Origin of the sequence: Olsenella sp. KH1P3 (assembly GCF_900167315.1) — a bacterium.
In the GTDB taxonomy this organism is placed as follows: Bacteria; Actinomycetota; Coriobacteriia; order Coriobacteriales; family Atopobiaceae; genus Olsenella_J; species Olsenella_J umbonata_A.
This window is the reverse complement of record NZ_FUWQ01000001.1, coordinates 95,825-113,077: the sequence shown is the minus strand read 5'-3', so window position 1 is coordinate 113,077 and position 17,253 is coordinate 95,825. Positions and strand designations below refer to the sequence as shown.

Sequence of the window (17,253 nt, the reverse complement as noted above, 5' to 3'; positions counted from 1 at the left end):
GGAATGTGCGCGAAAACGTACACATCACTCTTGTACCCGTCGCGCGGCAAGACAAAAGCACTATTTCGCTCTGCGCTCGGCTCTAGGGACAAACAAACGCCATCTCCTTGCGACGCATCCCTCGAAGAAGCGCTCTCTGTAGATAAGAAACGGGGAGAAGGACCTATGTCCTTCTCCCCGACCTTGTGCCGGCGCAACGAGTCCGCGCCAGTCAGACGAACGCGATTCGCCAAAGACGGCGGACCTCCGCCGGAAGGTGCTAGTGCCCCTTGATGGAGTTGAGGAACTCCTTGGCTCGATTGGATTGGGGGTTGTCGAAGAACTCGTCTGGGTCTCCCTGCTCGATGATGGTGCCGTCCGCCATGAAGACCACGCGGTTGGCGACGCTGCGGGCAAACCTCATCTCGTGCGTGACGACGACCATGGTCATGCCCTCCTGCGCGAGCTCGACCATGACATCCAGGACCTCGTTGATCATCTCGGGATCGAGGGCCGAGGTCGGCTCGTCGAAGAGCATCGCCTTGGGGTGCATGGCGAGCGAGCGGGCGATGGCCACACGCTGCTGCTGGCCACCGGAGAGCTGGGCGGGGACCTTGTTGGCCTGCTCGGCGACACCCACGCGACGCAGGAGCTCCATGGCCTCCGCCTCGGCCTGGGCCTTAGGGGTGTGAAGGACCTCGATGGGGCCCATGGTCACGTTCTGCAGGATGGTCTTGTGCGCAAAGAGGTTGAACGACTGGAACACCATGCCGACCTCGGAGCGCAGCTTGGCAAGCTCCTTGCCCTCCTCGGGCAGGAGCTCGCCGTCGATACGGATGGAGCCCGAGTCGATGGTCTCGAGCCTGTTGATGGTGCGGCAGAGCGTCGACTTTCCCGAGCCCGAGGGGCCGATGAGGACGACGACCTCACCCTTCTGGACGGACAGGTTGATGTCCTTAAGGACGTGAAGCTTGCCAAAGTGCTTCTCTACGTGAGAGAGCTCGATGATCGGGCGCATGCCCTGGGCCTCGTTAGACATGTCTCTCCATTCTGGGGCCCTAGACGGGCTCTTCCTCGGTACGTGCGATAACCTTGGCGCCCGAACGACGGGCGACGGCAACAGAAGCCTGGTTGATCGCGTAGTTGATTAGGATGTAGATGATGGCGACCACGAAGTAGGTGGAGACCAAAGCATCGTAGTTGGTGATGAGGACGCGCGCGTTCTGCAGCATGTCGGGGAAGCTCACGACGTAGGCGACCGTGGTGTCCTTCACGACAACCACCAGCTGCGAGATGAGCGAGGGAATGACGAAGCGGATGGCCTGCGGCAGGATGATCTTGCGCATGACCTTGCCCTCGCTCATGCCCAGCGAGAGCGCCGCCTCGCGCTGGCCCTTGGGAACCGCGTTGACGCCCGCGCGAAAGACCTCGGCAAGGACGCCGGAGGCCGTCAGCGAGATGGGCAGCGCGAGCATCCAGAACGCAGGCATCTTGATGCCATAGCTCGGGATGACGAGGAAGAAGAAGTAGATCAGAAGAAGGCTCGGGATGCCGCGGAAGAAGTTGACGACCACGCGGAAAATGGCCGACCCGACCTTGTTCCTGCTGATGCGCCCCAGCATGAACAGCACGCCCAGCACCAGCGAGATGGCTCCCGCAGTGAGCGCAACCTGGAACGTGCCCAGAAGGCCCTGTCCGAGGTAGCGCCAGGTCGATACCTTGGTGAAGAACGACCAGTACTTCGGCGAAAGCTGACCCGTGACGTAGAAGCGCCACGCGACGAATACGAAGAGCGCGGCGACGGCGATGGATGCCACGATGGTTCCCACGAGGATGCGACGCCTGGTCTTGGGACCCGGCTCCTCGTAGAGCGCGTCGCGCATGGAGATGACGTTTGCGCTCATCGCAGAATCCTCACTCTCTTGTCAATCTGGTTGCCGACGATGCCGATGGCAAACGCGGTGCCCGCGTAGCCGATGGCGGAAATGAAGAACGCCAGGATGCCACCGACGGAGCGCGTATTGATGTACGAGACCAACCCGGTGAGCTCGGGAGGATCAAGGGGAACCTGCGAGCCCAAAGCCGTGGTGAGCATGACGGCAATCAGAAGGTTGGTCATGGGAAGGACCGCAGAGCGCAGTGCCTGCGGGATGACGACCTGCCTGAGGATCTGCCCGAACGAGAGGCCGAGCGAACGAGCGGCCTCGACCTGTCCCACGCCGATGGTGTTGATGCCCGACATGAAATTCTCGGAGCCAAAGGCCGACGCAACGAGTGTCGTGGTGAGAATGACGCAGACGCCATAGTCTAGAACGACCTTGAGGTGCGGAAGCGCATACACGCAGATGATCAGAAGAGAGACGCCGGGGATGTTTCTGAAGATCTGGACGTAGAGGTCGCCCAACTTACGCAGCGGCTTGATTGGCGAGACGCGTGCGACGGTTACCAGCAGGGCGAGCAGCATGGCACCCGCGAACGCGATGGCGGTCATGCGCCACGTCACAAGCAGTGCCTGGACGTACATGTCGCCATATGTGGAGAGAAGCTCCTGGAGCCCCATTTTCACCTCCCGGGGAAAGAGGGACCCCCGTGCCGTACGTACGGGGGTCCCCAGGGTTGCACGCTATGTACGATAACTTCAAAAGCTTATGCGATGCCGCAAGAAAGTCTCAATGGAACAACAACGTAACCAAGAGGCTGGCTTGCACGCGAAAAGTCGACCTTATGCGCCAATCGCGGGAGGCTCGGGAGCCGACTCGAGGTTGGTTCGGTCGCCAATGGCAATCTTCCAGAGCTTGGCCCAGGTGCCGTCATCCTCGACCTGCTTCAGGAAGTCGTTGACGAAGTCGACGCCATCGGAGTCCTTGGGCAGGCCGACGCCATAGGGATCCTCGGGACCAAAGGGGTCACCGACGATCTTGTACTTGCCCGGGTTCTTGACGATGGCACCCATCTGCATCGTCTGGTCGATGACGTAGGCGTCGACGCGACCCTGCTCGAGTGCGGAGCGCGCCTCCTCGTCAGTGCTGAACTCCTGGGTCTTAGCCTCAGGGGCGTACTCGGCCACGATCTCGGGTCCGGTCGAGCCGGACTGGACGGCGACGCTCTTGCCGGCGAGGTCATCGAGACCCTTGATGTCGTCGTTGCCCTCTGCGACAAGAATCGCCTGCTGCGAGCTGTAGTACGGACCAGCGAAGGAGATGACCTCCTTGCGCTTGTCGTTGATGGAGTAGGTCGCGAAGACAGCGTCGACGGTGTCGTTGGTGAGGACGGACTCGCGCGTGTCCGAGGTGACCTTGGTCAGCTCGAACTTCTTCTCGTCGCCCAGGATGTAGCGGGTCAGAAGCTGGTAGAGGCCAGCGTCGAAGCCACGTAGCGTGTTGTCGTCGGCGTTGCGAAGCGAGAAGAGCGTAGAGGTCTCGACGCCACCGACGCGCAGGGTGCCGGCAGCCTTGACCTTGGCCGCCCACTCGCTTGCGTTGATCGTCGCGTCGTCCGCGACCTTGCCCTCCGCAACCAGCTTGTCAAATGCCGCGGCGTCGATGTCGCTGGAGGAGGCGTCAGACTTGGCGCCGTCGGAGTCATCGGGCGCGGGGGCGCTGGTGTCGCAGGCGGCGAGGCCCAAAGCAGCAACGCTGCCGAGGCCCAGGGTGATGGCCTGGCGCCTATTGAGGACGATCTTCTCGAGCGGGTTGTAAGACATGGCTATCCCTTTCCCTGGAACGATAGGTCTGTATGCTCGTTTGGATGAATCCTACCCAATTGCTCGCAATACGTAGTCAGAAGAACCCGACTATTTTCCTCGAGCGAAATAATGCGCAGGCCCCTACCGGCTTTCTCCCTCGAACGGGAGCCCCGTCCGCGTTCTTGCCCGTGTGAGTATGTACCCAAGGTCGCGCGGGGAGTCGTACAGGTATCCCTGCATGCGATCGATGCCCATGGCGCGCAGACGGTCGGCCTGTTCCCGCTGCTCGACCCCCTCGGAAAGGGCCTCAATTCCAAGGTCGTGGGCCATGTTGATAGAGTTCTGAAGGATGGCCAGGTTCTTCTCGCTCGAAAAGTCCTCGAGGACGAAGCTCATGTCGAGCTTTATCAAGTCAAAGTCGAACTTACGCAGAATCTCGAGGGAAGAGAAGCCCGAGCCAAAGTCATCCATCCACACGCTGAAGCCCGCGTCGTGGAAGCGCTTGATGGCCTCGCCCATAGCCTCTTCGTCTGCGGCGAGCGCGGACTCGGTAACCTCAATGACCAGCAGGCGCCGATCGATACCGTAGCGATCGCAAAGCTCGGACACGGCCTCAACCATGTCGCATTCCTCAAAGTCGTAGCGCGAGAGGTTGATCGACACCGGGATCAGGCTCGTGCCGGCGGCACGGCAGACGGCGAAGTCCTTCAGCACACGCTCCACGACATAAAGGTCAAGCAGATAGATAAGGCGTGCCTGCTCGAGGAGCGGAACGAACACGCCGGGAGACATGAAGCCGTAGCGCTCGTCATCCCAACGCGAGAGGGCCTCCTCGCAACAGACTCGCTCGGTCTTCGCGCGTATGATTGGCTGATAGTAGACCTTGATCCTCTCGTCCCGTATTGCCTCCGCAAGATGTTCGCACAGGTACACGCCCTTCTGGAACGACCGGGCACTCTGGACCAGGGAGGGTTCCGCCGAGCCCTTGAGGAAGATTGCCAGGTTGTTCTCACCCTCGTCCTTGGCGACTTCGACCGCTCGCTCGCACCGCTCGACAACCTCTTTGAAGGACGTGTCGGAAGACGAGACGCACGAGGCGCCCGCCGAGACGGTTAGGTCATTCTCGAACCCAAGGACGTCACTGGGGATGTCCGAGATTGCCTTCTGGATGTGAGCGAACACCTCATGTGCCTGCTCGGGCACATCTTCATGTAGAACGAAGAAGAACAGATCGGCATCGTAGTGCGCAAGGCAGTCGTCGTTGCGCAGGAGCTTCGAGCAGGCAGTCGAGACCTCGTTGAGAATGATGTCGTGGGACTTGCTCCCGTGATGCAGGTGCCCGTGGAAGTCATCGATATCCATCAGCATGATAAGCGCGGGCCGCTCTCCCCTACGGCAGCGCTCGAGGTCCTGGTCCAGCGCCCTCTCGAGGTAGCGGCGCGAGTTCGCGCCTGTGGCCGCGTCGATCGCCAAGAGGCGCTGCATGTTCTGTATGAGCGAGCGAGACTTCGCGCGGTCGTTGTAGAACAGCACCAGAAGGGCTGCCACGACGACGAAGTACACGGCCAGAAGGACAACGATCAAAACATCGACCCGCAGCGGCCCCATATAGGCGGCGCCCTCGTTCACCTCCCCCTCGATGTCCTCGTAGTAGGAGCCCATCGAGATGATCCAGCCGTAGTCGCGATACAGCTTCGAGTAGGTGATCTTACGCGCGGGCTGGCCGTCCTGCGGGCGCTGGAAGTAGTACGAGCTGAACAGCTCCCCGTGCTCCTTTATGCCCTCGAGCTCGGTCAGGTAGGGCGTGTCCCCCACGGCGTCGGTCATGTTTGTCGAGAGGAGCATGCCCTCCGTGTCGGAAAGGTAGGGGTGGATGAGGCGTATGGCGTAGTCGTCTCCCCCATCGAAGTTGACCACCGCATTGACCCAGATGTAGCTCTGATCGTCGAACACGTAGCGATGCAGGCGATCGTGGAGGCTGCCTGCCAGCAGGCGCTCGGCCGTCTTGCGTGAGAGGCCGAAGACTAGCATGTAGTCACCGCGGCGGAAGTCAAGGCAGACCTCAAACTCCCGATGCAGGCCGTCAACGGACGAATAGCCGTCCGAAAGAACCTTGTCCTCGTCGCAGAGGACCTGTCCCGTCTTAAGGTCGACCACGACATGCGATACGTTCACATCTGAGTCGCGTCCAAAGAAGCCGTTCACCGTGTCACAGAACGTCTGCTGGTCGGGCGAATCGGCCATGGCGGCATCGAGCCCATGGCTCATGCCCGAGAGAATCTGCAAATAGTAGGCATTGCGAGTTTCTCGCTCGTTATCGATGTCGCGAATGACGTTGTTGACCGTCTCTTTCAGAAAGCTCTTCTGAAGGGTGACGGCATTGTTCGAGATCTGCATCATGTGGGAGTTCTCGAACCAGAAGCATAGTGCGAGGAAGGCCGCGGTGAGCATGAGCACCACGGACAGAATGCGGTACTTGTGCCTGACCAGCATCCCCATGACGTCACCCACCAACGACGCAAGAGAGGGCATCAGATAGTGCAGTAAATTGAATTATATGAGCCAAAGGGCACATTGACTACCACATTTGTCCACGCGGTCGCATTATTCTGCAAGTCATTTTCGGCAGACGGCAACCGGTTGCCTACACTGTATGTCGCAGCCAAGAAGAGACGGCGAAAGGCGAGCCGAAGATGACAACGAGACCGACGGATTCATACGACCGAGGCAGGATCTCGGCGTTCGCCGCATTGGTGACGGCCACGGTCGAGCTGGGATTTCCCGAAGAGCTCGCGCAGGTGATGGCCGGCGAGCTCAGGAGCGAGGAAGCCATGCGCAAGATGTGCGCCTACCTCAGGCAGGCGCGCCCCACGAACCCGGCAGACATAGCCGACGAGATGCTCGCCATAACGCAAGTGCGCGACGCTTGGGTTCAGAAGCAGGTCAGCGAACATGCAAACGCCTCGATGACCCGTTTCTACAACCGTCCCGATCGCTTTTCTGACCAGGGGTAGCGGACGACTCGAACAGGCGCCCAATCCCCCGACACGCCAAGGCGCCGAGAAGCGCCCAAACAAAAAGACCCCGGAGCGCAAGCGCTCCGGGGTCTCTGCAGTAAGTCATTCGGGATGAAGCGCCATAGGTCAGACGCCCTTCGATGTGGCCAGGCTACGAGCGGAAGGTGATCTTGTCCTTCCCCATCGACTCGATCATTGCCAGGGACTCGACGCGGAAGCCCTCGGAGCGCAGCTCGTCACCCGCGCCGCCAAAGCACTTCTCAATCTGAATGGCAGCGCCGACCTTGGTGGCGCCCGCCTGGTCGCACAGGTCCATAAGGCCGCGCATGGCCTTGCCCCTAGCGAGGAAGTCGTCGACCAGAAGGACGCGGTCGTCCGCCGTAAGGTAGTCACGGCTGATCATCACGGAGTAGTCCGTGTTGTGGGTAAACGAATGGACGACGGTCGAGTAGACGCCGCCGTCCAGGTTGCTCGTCTTGTGCTTCTTGGCAAACACTACGGGCACGCCCATAGCCATGCCGACGGCAACGGCGATGGCAATGCCGCTCGCCTCAATAGTCATGACCTTGTTGACGCCACAGTCCTTGTAGATGTCGGCGATCTCCTGAGCCATCTCTTGGAGGAGGTCGGTATCGATCTCCTGGTTCAGAAAGCTGCCGACCTTAAGAATTTCGTCAGAGAGGACCTGTGCATCGCTCAGAATGCGCTCTTCTAGCTTCTTCAAAATGGACTCCGTCGCCGAGGTGACCTACAGGTGCGTCAAAACTATCGGGCATCAAACATACAGCCATGCCGACTAGTTAATAAGGACAACTATCGCACCGTTTCATTTCCGAAAAGATTAGGTTACTGCAGAACAAAAAAAGTCCACGTCAAATCGACGAAGAGTACCTCCGGTGCGCCAAGAGGACTGCCTCCGTGTCATGCGAATGCCGAAAGAAGGCCCTCGTAGTTGATAACGGCGCCCTTCGCCCCCGAAGGATCAAGAGCCTGGGCGACCCGGGTGGCCAGAGGCGGCTTTACGAACCCCTCCATCAGCAGGTCCGGTCTCGAGAACACCTCGGCTGGTGTTCCGCTCATCAAGATTGCCCCACGCTTCATGACGATAATCCTGCTCGCGTACTGGGCAACAATGTCCATCTCGTGGGTGATGATGAGGATGCTGTTTCCCGCCGTCTCGTTGAGCCCCTTGAGGAACTCCATGACCTCAAGCGACTGGGAGCGGTCCTGGCCAGTTGTCGGCTCGTCGACGATGATGAGCTTGGGCCTGAGCGAAAGAATGGAGGCAATCGCGACCCTCTGGCGAAGACCACGCGAGAGCAGCATGGGAGACTCCTCGAACAGGCTCTCGCTCACTCCGGAAATCCTCGCAGCCTCCCTGACGCGAGAGTCGACCTCTTCGCCCCCAAGGCCGACGTTGCGCGGGGCATACGCGATCTCGTCGTAGACGGTGCTGTTAAACAGCTGGTGGTCGGGGTTTTGGAATACATACCCAATGTTGAGAACAAGGTCCTTGATCGGGCATCCACCAGAGACGTCAAGCCCTCCGACGACGATGGACCCACTCGTTGGCCTGAGAATCCCGTTCACGAGCTTGGACAGCGTGGTCTTCCCACAGCCATTCTGCCCGATAAGGGCGGTGATCGACCCCCTCTCCAGGCTCAGATTGATGTTCTCCAAAGCTACGGTACCATCTGGGTACGCGAACGTCAGGTCCATTATCTCAACGATCTTCTCGCCCATCAGATTGCCTCCCGGACGGCATCGCGCGACGTCGGCATCCCGGCGCGGAGAAGTGCCTTTATCTCGACTATGGCCTCGTCGAACCTCACGGGCGCAACGCGATCGATGCCCAGCTTCTTGTACAGGTCGTATTCAAGCCGAATGGTCTCGGGGATTTGGAGCCCGCTCTCTTCCAAGAGGGCCGCGTTCCTAAAGAACTCGGGGGTCGAGGCGTGGCTCAAGATCTTTCCGTCACCCATCAGGACCACCTCGTCCGCAAGCTCGGCAATCTTCTCGATGTTGTGCTCTACGACGATCACGGTCATGCTCAGGTCACGCTTGATCGTCTTTAGAATGTCGAACACCTCGTCCTTGCTCTTTGGGTCCAACATGCTGGTGGGCTCGTCGAGGATGATCATCCGCGGCTTCGTGGCGAGAACGGAGGCGATTGCCACGCGCTGCTTCTGGCCACCGGACAGGTCAAAGGGAGGCTTATCAAGAAGGTCCTCCAGGTGGCAAAGGCCCGCCACCCACTCAATCCTTCTTCCGATCTCATCCACCTTTACCCCAAGGTTCTCCAGGCCAAAGGCAATTTCCTCCATGACGCTCATGGTCGTGAACTGGGAATCTGGGTCAGAGAACACGATGCCTGCCAGGTCGGCAAGGCCATTCGCGCCTTTTCGGCCTCCTTGACGACGGCGTAGTCATCGAGGAACGTTCCGGCACTGCGAAGGACGAGGCCGATGAAGTAGCTCACCACAAACGGGACGTGCAGGCAGCGAAACGACACCAAGACGTCCCTCTCCCTGTTGGTGGAGAAGTAGACGATCGTCGCAAAGAGAAGTGCGAGGACGCGAGTGTATATCAGTAGGCCCCTCAGCAGCGAGCTCCGGAACACGTGGAGCGGGCCGATTGCGAGCGGCACCTCTCCTGCCGCAACGGAGGGAAAGGCAATGTAGGAGAAGCTGATAAAGCACAGGACGAGGACCATCATCCTGACATACACCCTCAGGTTCTTGAGGGGGACGCCACTCCAGAGATACAGCCCCAGCGAGACGCCCATCAGCAGCAACTCAAGCTCGGGAGTCTGAAACACGAGCGGCAAAATGCTCATGAAGAGATAGTAGACAAGCCTGGTTGTTGGGTGAAACGCATAGACCGGGGATTGCGTGGGAACGAAGCCCAGGACCGTCTTGCACATCCTCGGGACTTCACGGCGACGTTCCGCCGAGCGTGCGCGTTCGGTACCGGTGAACGAGCTGGCGCCATGGACCGTTCCGACGACGTTTTCCGCCGCCATCGCCTATGCCCACATCTTCTTGCAGAACGTCTTCGTCTTCAGCACGAGCGGGCTCAGGAACTTGAGCATGATGACGCCAAGAATGGCCGACGCAATGGAGTTTCCAAGCCACCAGCCCACAAAGCTCACCGGAATGATGTCGACGGTAACCATCCCAAAGAGATAGAGTACGCACACGCCCTCGAACGCGCCCACGGCATTTGCGAGGAAGACGCCGAAGACGAGGAAGACAACCCAATCCTTCGCGCTTCGAAGGCGCGGGTCACAGTCAAACTTGCGGAATGCAAGGGCACCGATGACGGACTGGGCGAAGTTGCCGGGAATGTATGCGATTGAGATCGGAAGTGCCGCGGACCCCGCGATGGAGTTCGCAATGAGCGGGAAGAGCGATCCCGCAAGCGCACCCCATCCGCCATACCAAATGGTTCCCACGCTCTGGATCGCCTGTCCGGGCCAGAACGCCGAGACGGGACCAAGCGACACCGCCATGCTTCCAAACGCACCGACCACAACGCCGACGCCAGAGAAGAGGGCCATCATGACGAAATGTGCGAGCCCGGGCTTGCGAACCTCGCCCTTCTCCATCACCCAGACGCTCTTCTTGTCTTCCGTGGGAATGGTTCCGCCCATTCCAACTGCTGCGCTGCCCATATGACGACCTCCTCGCAAGCAAATCCTGACAATTTGTTCCATCACGACCAGGTGCCATACGTCATGTCGTGATGCTTGTTTTTTATGTTGGGATGCGCGCGTTTCGGCCTCATGTCCTCATGTCGCATGGGCCGTTAATAGAGGAGCACCATATCAAGTCGTTATGCGCTCGGACTCGCAAACTGACCAGGGGCGCAGCAATTGCCCGCACGGCGCATGCCTGAGACGGTCGACAGGAATCGTGCTCGCTCGCAAAGAAAAAGGCCGGGACACGATGTGTCCCGGCCTGAGGTCAACACTGGAGCCAGCAATCAGACTTGAACTGATGACCCCCGCTTTACGAGAGCGGTGCTCTACCAACTGAGCTATGCTGGCGACTCCAACTGCTTGCGCAGCGGAATAGATATTAATCGAAGTCGTTCCCTCACTCAAGCAAAAGTTGGCATCTTCTTTAATAACTTCCACATACGCCGCTCGGACTCCTGCGATTGGCTCGATCGCAAGTACGGCGCAGCCGTTCCCTACAGCATGTGGATGATACCCCGGACTAGCCGCTCGAAGTCATCCGCCTTTGCGGCGGCCTTCTGAAGGACCTCCTCGTGAGTGACCGTGTCGGCACCGCTCTCGTTGGCGGCCAGGGTCAGGCCAAGCACGTTCATGCCCAACGCGCGAGCCATGATGACCTCGTTCGCCGTCGACATGCCGACGTACGAGACACCCATCACGCGCATCATGTTGGCCTCTGCCTTGGTCTCGAACGTCGGTCCAAGCACGCCACAATAGACGCCCTCGTCGATCTCTATCCCCAGATCGTCCGCAACGCCTCGCGCGACAGCGCGCAGATAGGGCGCATAGGCATCCGTCATGTCGACGAAGGGGCTGTCGACCTCTCGGACCTCGTCCCAGTCCGCAAGGGGATTGACGCCCGTGAGGTTGATCTGGTCGGCCAGGATTCCGAGGCCCGCCTTGGCGTTCCCGGCGATATAGCCCGTTGCGCAGCTGAAGATGATGTCCCTGCAGCCGAGCGAATGCGCGTGACGCACCAGGGACGTGACCTCGGAAGCAGAGTAGCCTTGGTAAAGGTGAGGGCGCCCAGGATAAACCACTACGGGAACGTCGTCGATGGTGCCTATGGTCGCCTCGAACTTGTGCCCGGGAACCGGTCGCGCATCCCGCGGGAAGCCCTTGATGTCATGATAGTCAATGCGGCGCACGGGCTTGACCAGAGAGGCCAGCTGTCCCAATCCCGTTCCCAGCACGATGGCAATAGGGTGCTCGACGGAAGGCTTGCAGCTCTTAACGATGTCCTCGGTTACCACGCAGACCCCCTCATTCTCAAGGAGACGGGCAAAGACACCCTCCCCCTTGGTCAACTGTCCTGTATAGGTCCCATCGTAGATGACATGTACCCCGCACGAGGGACTTTTCGCCTTGAGGACGGCAAGTCGGGCGCCAGAGGCCCGAGCCTTGAGGAGCGACCTCTGGGATCCAGCCTCGAACTCCCGTGTGACGTCGGTGCCACCCTTGAGCCACACGCGCCCGTCACGCTGCTCCGCGGGCGGTCGCGGCACGGGAAGGCCGCTGGCAAGCTCGGGGCAGACGCCGACCACGTCCACCTTCTGACATAGCTCCTGCACGGCATCGACCGGCTTGGCTCCCCCATCGTAGCGACACGCCGTTCCTCGCAGGCACTCGCTGACAATCACTCGCATTGGCTACCTCCACACGTAAGAAAAGGGGCGGGACACGTGGTCCCGCCCCATGATAGGCACCGGTTATCGCTCAGGCCATTGCCTAGGCAACGAGCGAGGAGAGCGTGACGTTGCCGTTGCAGAGGAGGCCGTTGACGAAGTCGGTCCACTCGCTGGAAACGGCAGACTGCGTCGTGGAGTACTGCTGGTAGGCAACATAGTAGGCGGCCTGTGCGGCAGCGTAGGACGCGGAGTCGTTGGTGATCGTGTAACTCGAGAGCGCGGAGGCGTAGACGCCGTCCGTCGACTTCCAGGTGTTGTTCTGGGCATCCCACTCGTCGCCGGCGAGATCGATGATGTACTTGGCGTAATCGGCAGACGTGGCCTCGGTGTTGCCGTCAGCGGGCTGCGTGGGAGCGGTAGGCGCAGTGGCGCTCTGCGTGGTGACCACCTGGTCGCGAAGGGCCTTCATCGTGGCGGAGTCCCTGATGAGGCTCTTGACGGTATCGGAGTCCATGTTGTAGCTGGACGCGATGCTGTCGAAGTCGCTGGAGCCAAGGGTCTCCTCGGCGTAGGCCGCGACGTCGTCGTCAGAAACGTTGATGCCGCGGTTCTCGGCCTCCTTCATCACGATCTCGTTGCGGACGTAGGAGAGCGCGTTGTCGGCCGAGGGAATCTTGTACGTTCCATCATCGTTTTTGGAGGCCTCGAGCGTGGAGGAGGCATTGATGACGTCGCGAATGGAGACCGAGGTGGTCTGGCCGTTGTAGGTGTAGGTTGCGATGGTGGTGTCGAGCTCACCCTCGGAGACGGAGGTCCTGCCGCTCAGCGCGGAACCCGAGGCGCCGCCAAACGCAAAGTGGCCGATGAGCCCACCCGCGATGGCGCAGACCAGGGCGATGACGACCCAGATAGGCGTGGAGAGGCCGGAGCGCATCTTGACCGGCTTGGGCTTGGACTTCGAGGCCTCGGCCTGCTTGCGCTCGCGGTTCTTCTTGCTCCTCTTCTCCTTCTTCTTGGGCTGATCCTTCTTGGAGTCATCATCCTTCTTGGAAGGCGACTCCTCCTTGGTCGAATCAGCCTCGACGGAGGACTGCTCGTCCTTCTCATCGATAGAAGCGTCCTGGTCGACGGTCTCGACCTCGTTCGTCTCGAGCTCATCGTTATCGGGAGTGTTGGGCTCCGCCATGATACCTACCTCCAAATGTCCTGCCCTGCAAGACATACGCTTACTCACTAACACATGCTGAAAAAATGCTACTACAAACGATGCGGGCACGACCTGCGCGGCGGTAAGTGCCACGAGGAACGGTCATCGCTTAACAGGTTCTGAACCTACCCCGACGGTCAGACGCTACTCCGCGAGGGCCGCGATAATCTCCGCGGAGAAGCCCTTGACGTATCCGTGTCCGTTCTCCGCGTCGAATGCGACGCGGTCGCGGAGCGCCGAGGCCACGGCGGGCGAGATGGAGCCCTTGGCGAAGTCCAGGAGCGCCACGAGCATGTCGTGGTACTCGGGGTCGCCGTGGTAGCACTGAATCGCCTCGTCGAGCAGCGGCCAGACCTTGTCCGCGTTCTCGGGCGAGGAGGCACCAAGGCGCGCGAGGAACTTGAAGGCAGACAGGCGCACCGCGGCGGAGCTGTCGTCAAACAGCGATGCCTCCGCACCGTCGAAGGCCTCCGCGACCTTGTCGCTGTCTACCGCAGCCATGAGAGTGAGGGTGTCGAGCACCTGCCAACGGGTCTGGGCCTCGGGACGCTCGAGCGCCTCGAGCAGATCGTCGGTGTAGTCAAGAAGCTGGTCGGGGCTGGCCGCGGCAATCGCCGCGACAAGTCGCGCCGCCTCCTGGCGACGACGGCGGTTGGAGCCCGCAAGCTGGTCCATAAGCGCGGAGAGCGCCTGCTCTTCCCTGTTGCTGTCTTCTGCCATGTCGTTCCTTTCTCAGTGCTATTCGCAGAAACCGTCCACCATGACGGTTCCGCTCTTGGGGTCCTGGTGGATGTCGATAAAACCAAGCTTGGATGCCTCGCGCAGGAGCATCGAGAACGAGCGGTAGCCATAGCTCCTCTCGCTGAACTGCGGACGCTTGCGCTTCATGGTGTCCTTCAGGCGCGATGCCAGGATCGCGGAGTCGCTCTCGCCCTGGAGGGCGTCAATAGTCTCGAACAGGAGCTTGTAGCAAGGGTGCTTGTCCTTGGACACCTTGGGCGAGAAGTCCGGCACGCCGCCGGCGGAAACGATGTCCTCGTAGAAGATGAACTCGTCGCAGACCTCGGTCAGAAGCGAGCTCGTGGCCTGCTTCATGCCCACACCGATGACCGTCTTGCCAAACTCCTTGAGCTTGGCAACGAGCGGCGAGAAGTCCGAGTCCCCCGAGAGAATCGCGAAGGTGTCGATGTGCTCCTTTGTGAGCGCCATCTCCATCGCGTCGACCGAGAGACGGATGTCGGCCGAGTTCTTGCCGGTAAACGCCCTGTCGGGGATCTCGATTAGCTCGATTCCGAGCTCGTGCAGGGGCGTGATGGCGTCATCGAAGCGCTGCCAGTCGCAATACGCGCGCTTCGCGGCGATCCTCCCCTTGTCAACCAGACGCTCCAGGATGCGCTTCACGTCCGGCCTGGGACCAGGCTCCTGGTGGCCGTTCCTCTTCCTCTTGCCCGTTCCCAGGGCAAGGTTCTCATAGTCAATTAGGACCGCAAGGGAGCTTTGGCTGTTCTCGCTCATGCGCCCCTCCTATTCTCCTTTGTTCGCGTCATCCGCATCATCTTGGACGCTGATGATCTCAGGCTCGGGAGTGCCGTCGCGACGCGCGCGGCGAACGGCTTCGGCGTTGGCGTTGCCTGCGCGCCTGACCTGGTCCTTGTTGACCCTGAAGAAGGTGTCGTGGAACTTCCAGGGACCGACGCTCTCGCCGAAGTCCATCTTGAGCGCCGCGATGGCCCCAGCCATGCCACCAACGGGAATGCCCGCGAGCATGATCCAGCCCGTTGCGGAGACGATTGCAGATACAACGACGCCAACCCCAATGATCTTGAGGTTGGCAGTCCAATATTCCTTCTTGGTCACGCACGAGCGAGCCAGCTCGCCACCAATTCGCACGCCAAGGATGATGCCGAAGAGCAAGAGGAGAATTGCGACGATTGCCATCGAGAAAGCGACCAAGTCTACTCCTCCCCGTGATGGTGATGGTGACAGTGGTGGTGCTCGTGCGCGTCATCGGCCGCAGGCTCGATAAGGGACCAGTCAAGCCCCGCCGCGGCCGCCTCGGCCTCGTCCTCGTAGAGGACGGAGATGGCCTGGGTGCCCAGACGCTTTCCGCCGATCTGGCACAGCACGTCATACAGGTTGAACGCGGTCTCTGCGCCGGGGAGCTTCAGGTCGAGGTCCTCGGCGTGGCGCAGCGCGAGCGCGATGTCCTTGCGCATGTGCTCGGACAGGAAGCCCGGTCGGAAGTCGCCCTCCACGGACTTGGGCGCCAGGCGCTCCATCGCCACCGAGCCGCCCATGCCGTCGCACATCACGTCGACGATCTGGTCAAGGTCAAGGCCGGACTGCTTCGCCAGCGCAAGCGCGTCGGCGTAGCCGACCATACAGGAGGCCAGGGAGACCTGGTTGCAGAGCTTGGCCGCCTGGCCGTCGCCAGCCTTGCCGAAGTAGTAGATCTTGGACGAGAAGGACTCGAGCAAAGGCCTGAGGATCGCCGTCGACTGCTCGTCGGCGCCAACCATGAGGGTCAGCGTGCCGTCCTGGGCACCCGACTGGCCGCCGGTGACGGGGCAGTCGAACGAGTGCTTGTCCATGACCTCGGCCGCGTCATGGAGCTCACGTGCAAGCTCGGGCGCGCTGGTGGTCAGGTCGACGAGCCACGCGCCCTTCTTGCTGCCCTCGAGCAGGCCGTTCTTGCCGAAGTAGACCTCCTCGACGTCATCGGGAAAGCCTAGCATGGTGAAGACGACGTCGGCCTTGGCCGCAGCCGCCGCGGGAGAATCGGCCCACGCGGCACCCTTCTCGATGAGATGCTCGGCCTTCTCCTTGCTTCGGTTGTAGACGGTCAGCGAATAGCCGGCCTCCATGATGTGCTCGCAGATGGGGGCACCCATGATGCCGGTGCCGATGAACGCAACGTCATGCACGCGCACTACTGCCATAAGATCAAGTCCTTTTCTGCTAGTCGCGCTACTCGCCGCGCTTGACCTTGCGGGCGATGCGGTCGGTCAGAGAGATCTTCTCGCGACGGTCGACGCCCCAGAACACGAGGGCGACCATGCCGGGGCCCACGTGGGAGCCCAGGATGGGCGAAACGGTGCTGCGGATGATTGCAACGTCCTCGCAGCCCTTCTCCTTGCGGACCTCGCGCTCAAGCCAGTCCGCGTCCTTCTCGGCATCCGTCGAGACGATGGCAAGGGGAAGCGAGGGGTCATGAGCGTAGTTGTCGCGGAAGTCCTGCATGATGGCCTTGAGCGCCTTCTTGCGGCCGCGGCACATGCCACGCAGCGTCAGCGCGCCGTTGAGGTCGTACGAGAGCTCGGGCTTGATGTCGAGCTTGCCGCCCACGGTCGCCGCCGCGGGAGGAATGCGCCCGCCCGCCGCGAGCGCGTCGAAGCTGTCCAGGGTGAAGTAGCCGTGGATGAAGTTGCGGGCGTCCTCCGCCCACTCGAACAGCTCCCGCGCGGAAAGGCCGCTCTCGGCCTGGTGGACGACCTCAATCGCCAGAAGCTCGCCAGCGGCGGAGTCAACCTTGTTGTCCAGAACGTAGATCTCAAAGTCCGGGTACTTCTCGCGGATCATCTCCGCAGCCTGGCGCGCCGAGTTGATGGAGGAGGAAAGTCCCTCGGTAAGGCCCATGTAGATGGTCGGGACGCCCTCCTTGGCCGCACGCTCGAACACGTCGAAGTAGCGACCGGGAGTGACGGCGCAGGTGGTGTAGTGCTCGTCCGGGTTCTTGCGCATGTGCTCGTAGAACTCATGCGGATCGGACGTCTGCCACATGTCGTCCACCTTCTCGCCCTCGGGCGTGACGTAGGTGAACGGGATGACCTCGACGCCGAGCTGACGAACGACCTCGGGGGCGTAGTCAGCGGTGGAGTCGACGATGATCTTTACATTGCTCTTCTGATGATAGGCGCGGCCGGCGCCACTGGCGCCGGCCGAAACCTGAGACTCATCAGTTGTGGGATTGCCTTGACCCATTAACTGTCCTTAATGTG

General features: G+C 60.8%; 18 protein-coding genes and 1 tRNA gene. 1 reads left to right on the top strand and 18 read right to left on the bottom strand.

The features are described 5' to 3' along the window. Window positions 1–259: 259 nt before the first annotated feature. The 5 genes from B5D13_RS00570 to B5D13_RS00550 all read right to left on the bottom strand — a co-directional run bounded on the left by B5D13_RS00570 (window position 260) and on the right by B5D13_RS00550 (window position 6,163). Entirely contained in the window at window positions 260–1,018 is a 759-nt protein-coding gene (locus B5D13_RS00570; RefSeq protein WP_078686352.1) for an amino acid ABC transporter ATP-binding protein, read from the bottom strand. 19 nt (window positions 1,019–1,037) lie between these two features. Next, complete coding sequence (locus tag B5D13_RS00565; protein WP_078686351.1) at window positions 1,038–1,883, bottom strand: amino acid ABC transporter permease; 846 nt, start codon at window positions 1,881–1,883, stop codon at window positions 1,038–1,040. Further along, complete coding sequence (locus tag B5D13_RS00560) at window positions 1,880–2,539, bottom strand: amino acid ABC transporter permease (protein ID WP_078686350.1); 660 nt, start codon at window positions 2,537–2,539, stop codon at window positions 1,880–1,882. The genes B5D13_RS00565 and B5D13_RS00560 overlap by 4 nt, the downstream gene beginning before the upstream one ends. A 162-nt stretch (window positions 2,540–2,701) precedes the next feature. Beyond that, the gene (locus tag B5D13_RS00555) at window positions 2,702–3,682 is read right to left on the bottom strand and encodes a glutamate ABC transporter substrate-binding protein (protein WP_078686349.1); all 981 of its coding nucleotides are present in this window, start codon (window positions 3,680–3,682) and stop codon (window positions 2,702–2,704) included. A 123-nt stretch (window positions 3,683–3,805) separates the two neighbouring features. Continuing rightward, the gene (locus B5D13_RS00550; protein ID WP_159443952.1) at window positions 3,806–6,163 is read right to left on the bottom strand and encodes a sensor domain-containing phosphodiesterase; all 2,358 of its coding nucleotides are present in this window, start codon (window positions 6,161–6,163) and stop codon (window positions 3,806–3,808) included. 194 nt (window positions 6,164–6,357) lie between these two features. Here B5D13_RS00550 and B5D13_RS00545 point away from each other — a divergent pair, with 194 nt between their 5' ends. Further along, complete coding sequence (locus B5D13_RS00545; RefSeq protein ID WP_078686347.1) at window positions 6,358–6,678, top strand: hypothetical protein; 321 nt, start codon at window positions 6,358–6,360, stop codon at window positions 6,676–6,678. Window positions 6,679–6,832: 154 nt separating this feature from the next. On the opposite strand, the gene B5D13_RS00540 is transcribed toward B5D13_RS00545, so the two are convergent. The 13 genes from B5D13_RS00540 to B5D13_RS00480 form a co-directional block, all read right to left on the bottom strand. Next, the gene (locus tag B5D13_RS00540) at window positions 6,833–7,405 is read right to left on the bottom strand and encodes a xanthine phosphoribosyltransferase (protein ID WP_078686346.1); all 573 of its coding nucleotides are present in this window, start codon (window positions 7,403–7,405) and stop codon (window positions 6,833–6,835) included. A gap of 197 nt (window positions 7,406–7,602) precedes the next feature. Continuing rightward, window positions 7,603–8,424, bottom strand: a complete 822-nt coding sequence (locus B5D13_RS00535) for an energy-coupling factor ABC transporter ATP-binding protein (RefSeq protein WP_078686345.1) — start codon at window positions 8,422–8,424, stop codon at window positions 7,603–7,605. Next, on the bottom strand, window positions 8,424–9,047 hold the full coding sequence (locus B5D13_RS00530) for an energy-coupling factor ABC transporter ATP-binding protein (RefSeq protein ID WP_143327716.1): 624 nt from the start codon (window positions 9,045–9,047) through the stop codon (window positions 8,424–8,426). The genes B5D13_RS00535 and B5D13_RS00530 overlap by 1 nt, the downstream gene beginning before the upstream one ends. Continuing rightward, window positions 9,011–9,703: an energy-coupling factor transporter transmembrane component T family protein gene (locus tag B5D13_RS00525; protein ID WP_078686343.1), complete on the bottom strand. Its 693-nt coding sequence runs from the start codon at window positions 9,701–9,703 to the stop codon at window positions 9,011–9,013. The genes B5D13_RS00530 and B5D13_RS00525 overlap by 37 nt, the downstream gene beginning before the upstream one ends. 3 nt (window positions 9,704–9,706) lie before the next feature. Beyond that, complete coding sequence (locus tag B5D13_RS00520; RefSeq protein ID WP_078686342.1) at window positions 9,707–10,354, bottom strand: diguanylate cyclase family protein; 648 nt, start codon at window positions 10,352–10,354, stop codon at window positions 9,707–9,709. Window positions 10,355–10,653: 299 nt separating this feature from the next. After that, window positions 10,654–10,729: transfer RNA gene (locus tag B5D13_RS00515), tRNA-Thr, on the bottom strand. A 146-nt stretch (window positions 10,730–10,875) separates the two neighbouring features. Then, window positions 10,876–12,066 (bottom strand): purine-nucleoside phosphorylase, encoded by a 1,191-nt coding sequence (locus B5D13_RS00510; protein ID WP_078686341.1) that lies wholly within the window; start codon window positions 12,064–12,066, stop codon window positions 10,876–10,878. Window positions 12,067–12,148: 82 nt separating this feature from the next. Continuing rightward, window positions 12,149–13,234 (bottom strand): putative sulfate/molybdate transporter, encoded by a 1,086-nt coding sequence (locus B5D13_RS00505; RefSeq protein WP_234970611.1) that lies wholly within the window; start codon window positions 13,232–13,234, stop codon window positions 12,149–12,151. A 165-nt stretch (window positions 13,235–13,399) separates the two neighbouring features. Continuing rightward, window positions 13,400–13,975 (bottom strand): hypothetical protein, encoded by a 576-nt coding sequence (locus B5D13_RS00500; RefSeq protein ID WP_078686340.1) that lies wholly within the window; start codon window positions 13,973–13,975, stop codon window positions 13,400–13,402. A gap of 18 nt (window positions 13,976–13,993) precedes the next feature. After that, a complete protein-coding gene (locus B5D13_RS00495) occupies window positions 13,994–14,770 on the bottom strand; it encodes an NYN domain-containing protein (protein ID WP_078686339.1) in 777 nt (258 codons plus the stop codon). 9 nt (window positions 14,771–14,779) lie between these two features. Then, window positions 14,780–15,208 carry a hypothetical protein gene (locus tag B5D13_RS00490; RefSeq protein WP_234970610.1) on the bottom strand — a complete coding sequence of 143 codons (429 nt, stop codon included), beginning with the start codon at window positions 15,206–15,208 and terminating at the stop codon, window positions 14,780–14,782. Between the two features lie 2 nt (window positions 15,209–15,210). Next, window positions 15,211–16,194: an NAD(P)-dependent oxidoreductase gene (locus B5D13_RS00485; protein WP_078686338.1), complete on the bottom strand. Its 984-nt coding sequence runs from the start codon at window positions 16,192–16,194 to the stop codon at window positions 15,211–15,213. Window positions 16,195–16,222: 28 nt separating this feature from the next. Continuing rightward, a complete protein-coding gene (locus B5D13_RS00480; protein ID WP_078686337.1) occupies window positions 16,223–17,236 on the bottom strand; it encodes a DegV family protein in 1,014 nt (337 codons plus the stop codon). Window positions 17,237–17,253: the final 17 nt, after the last annotated feature.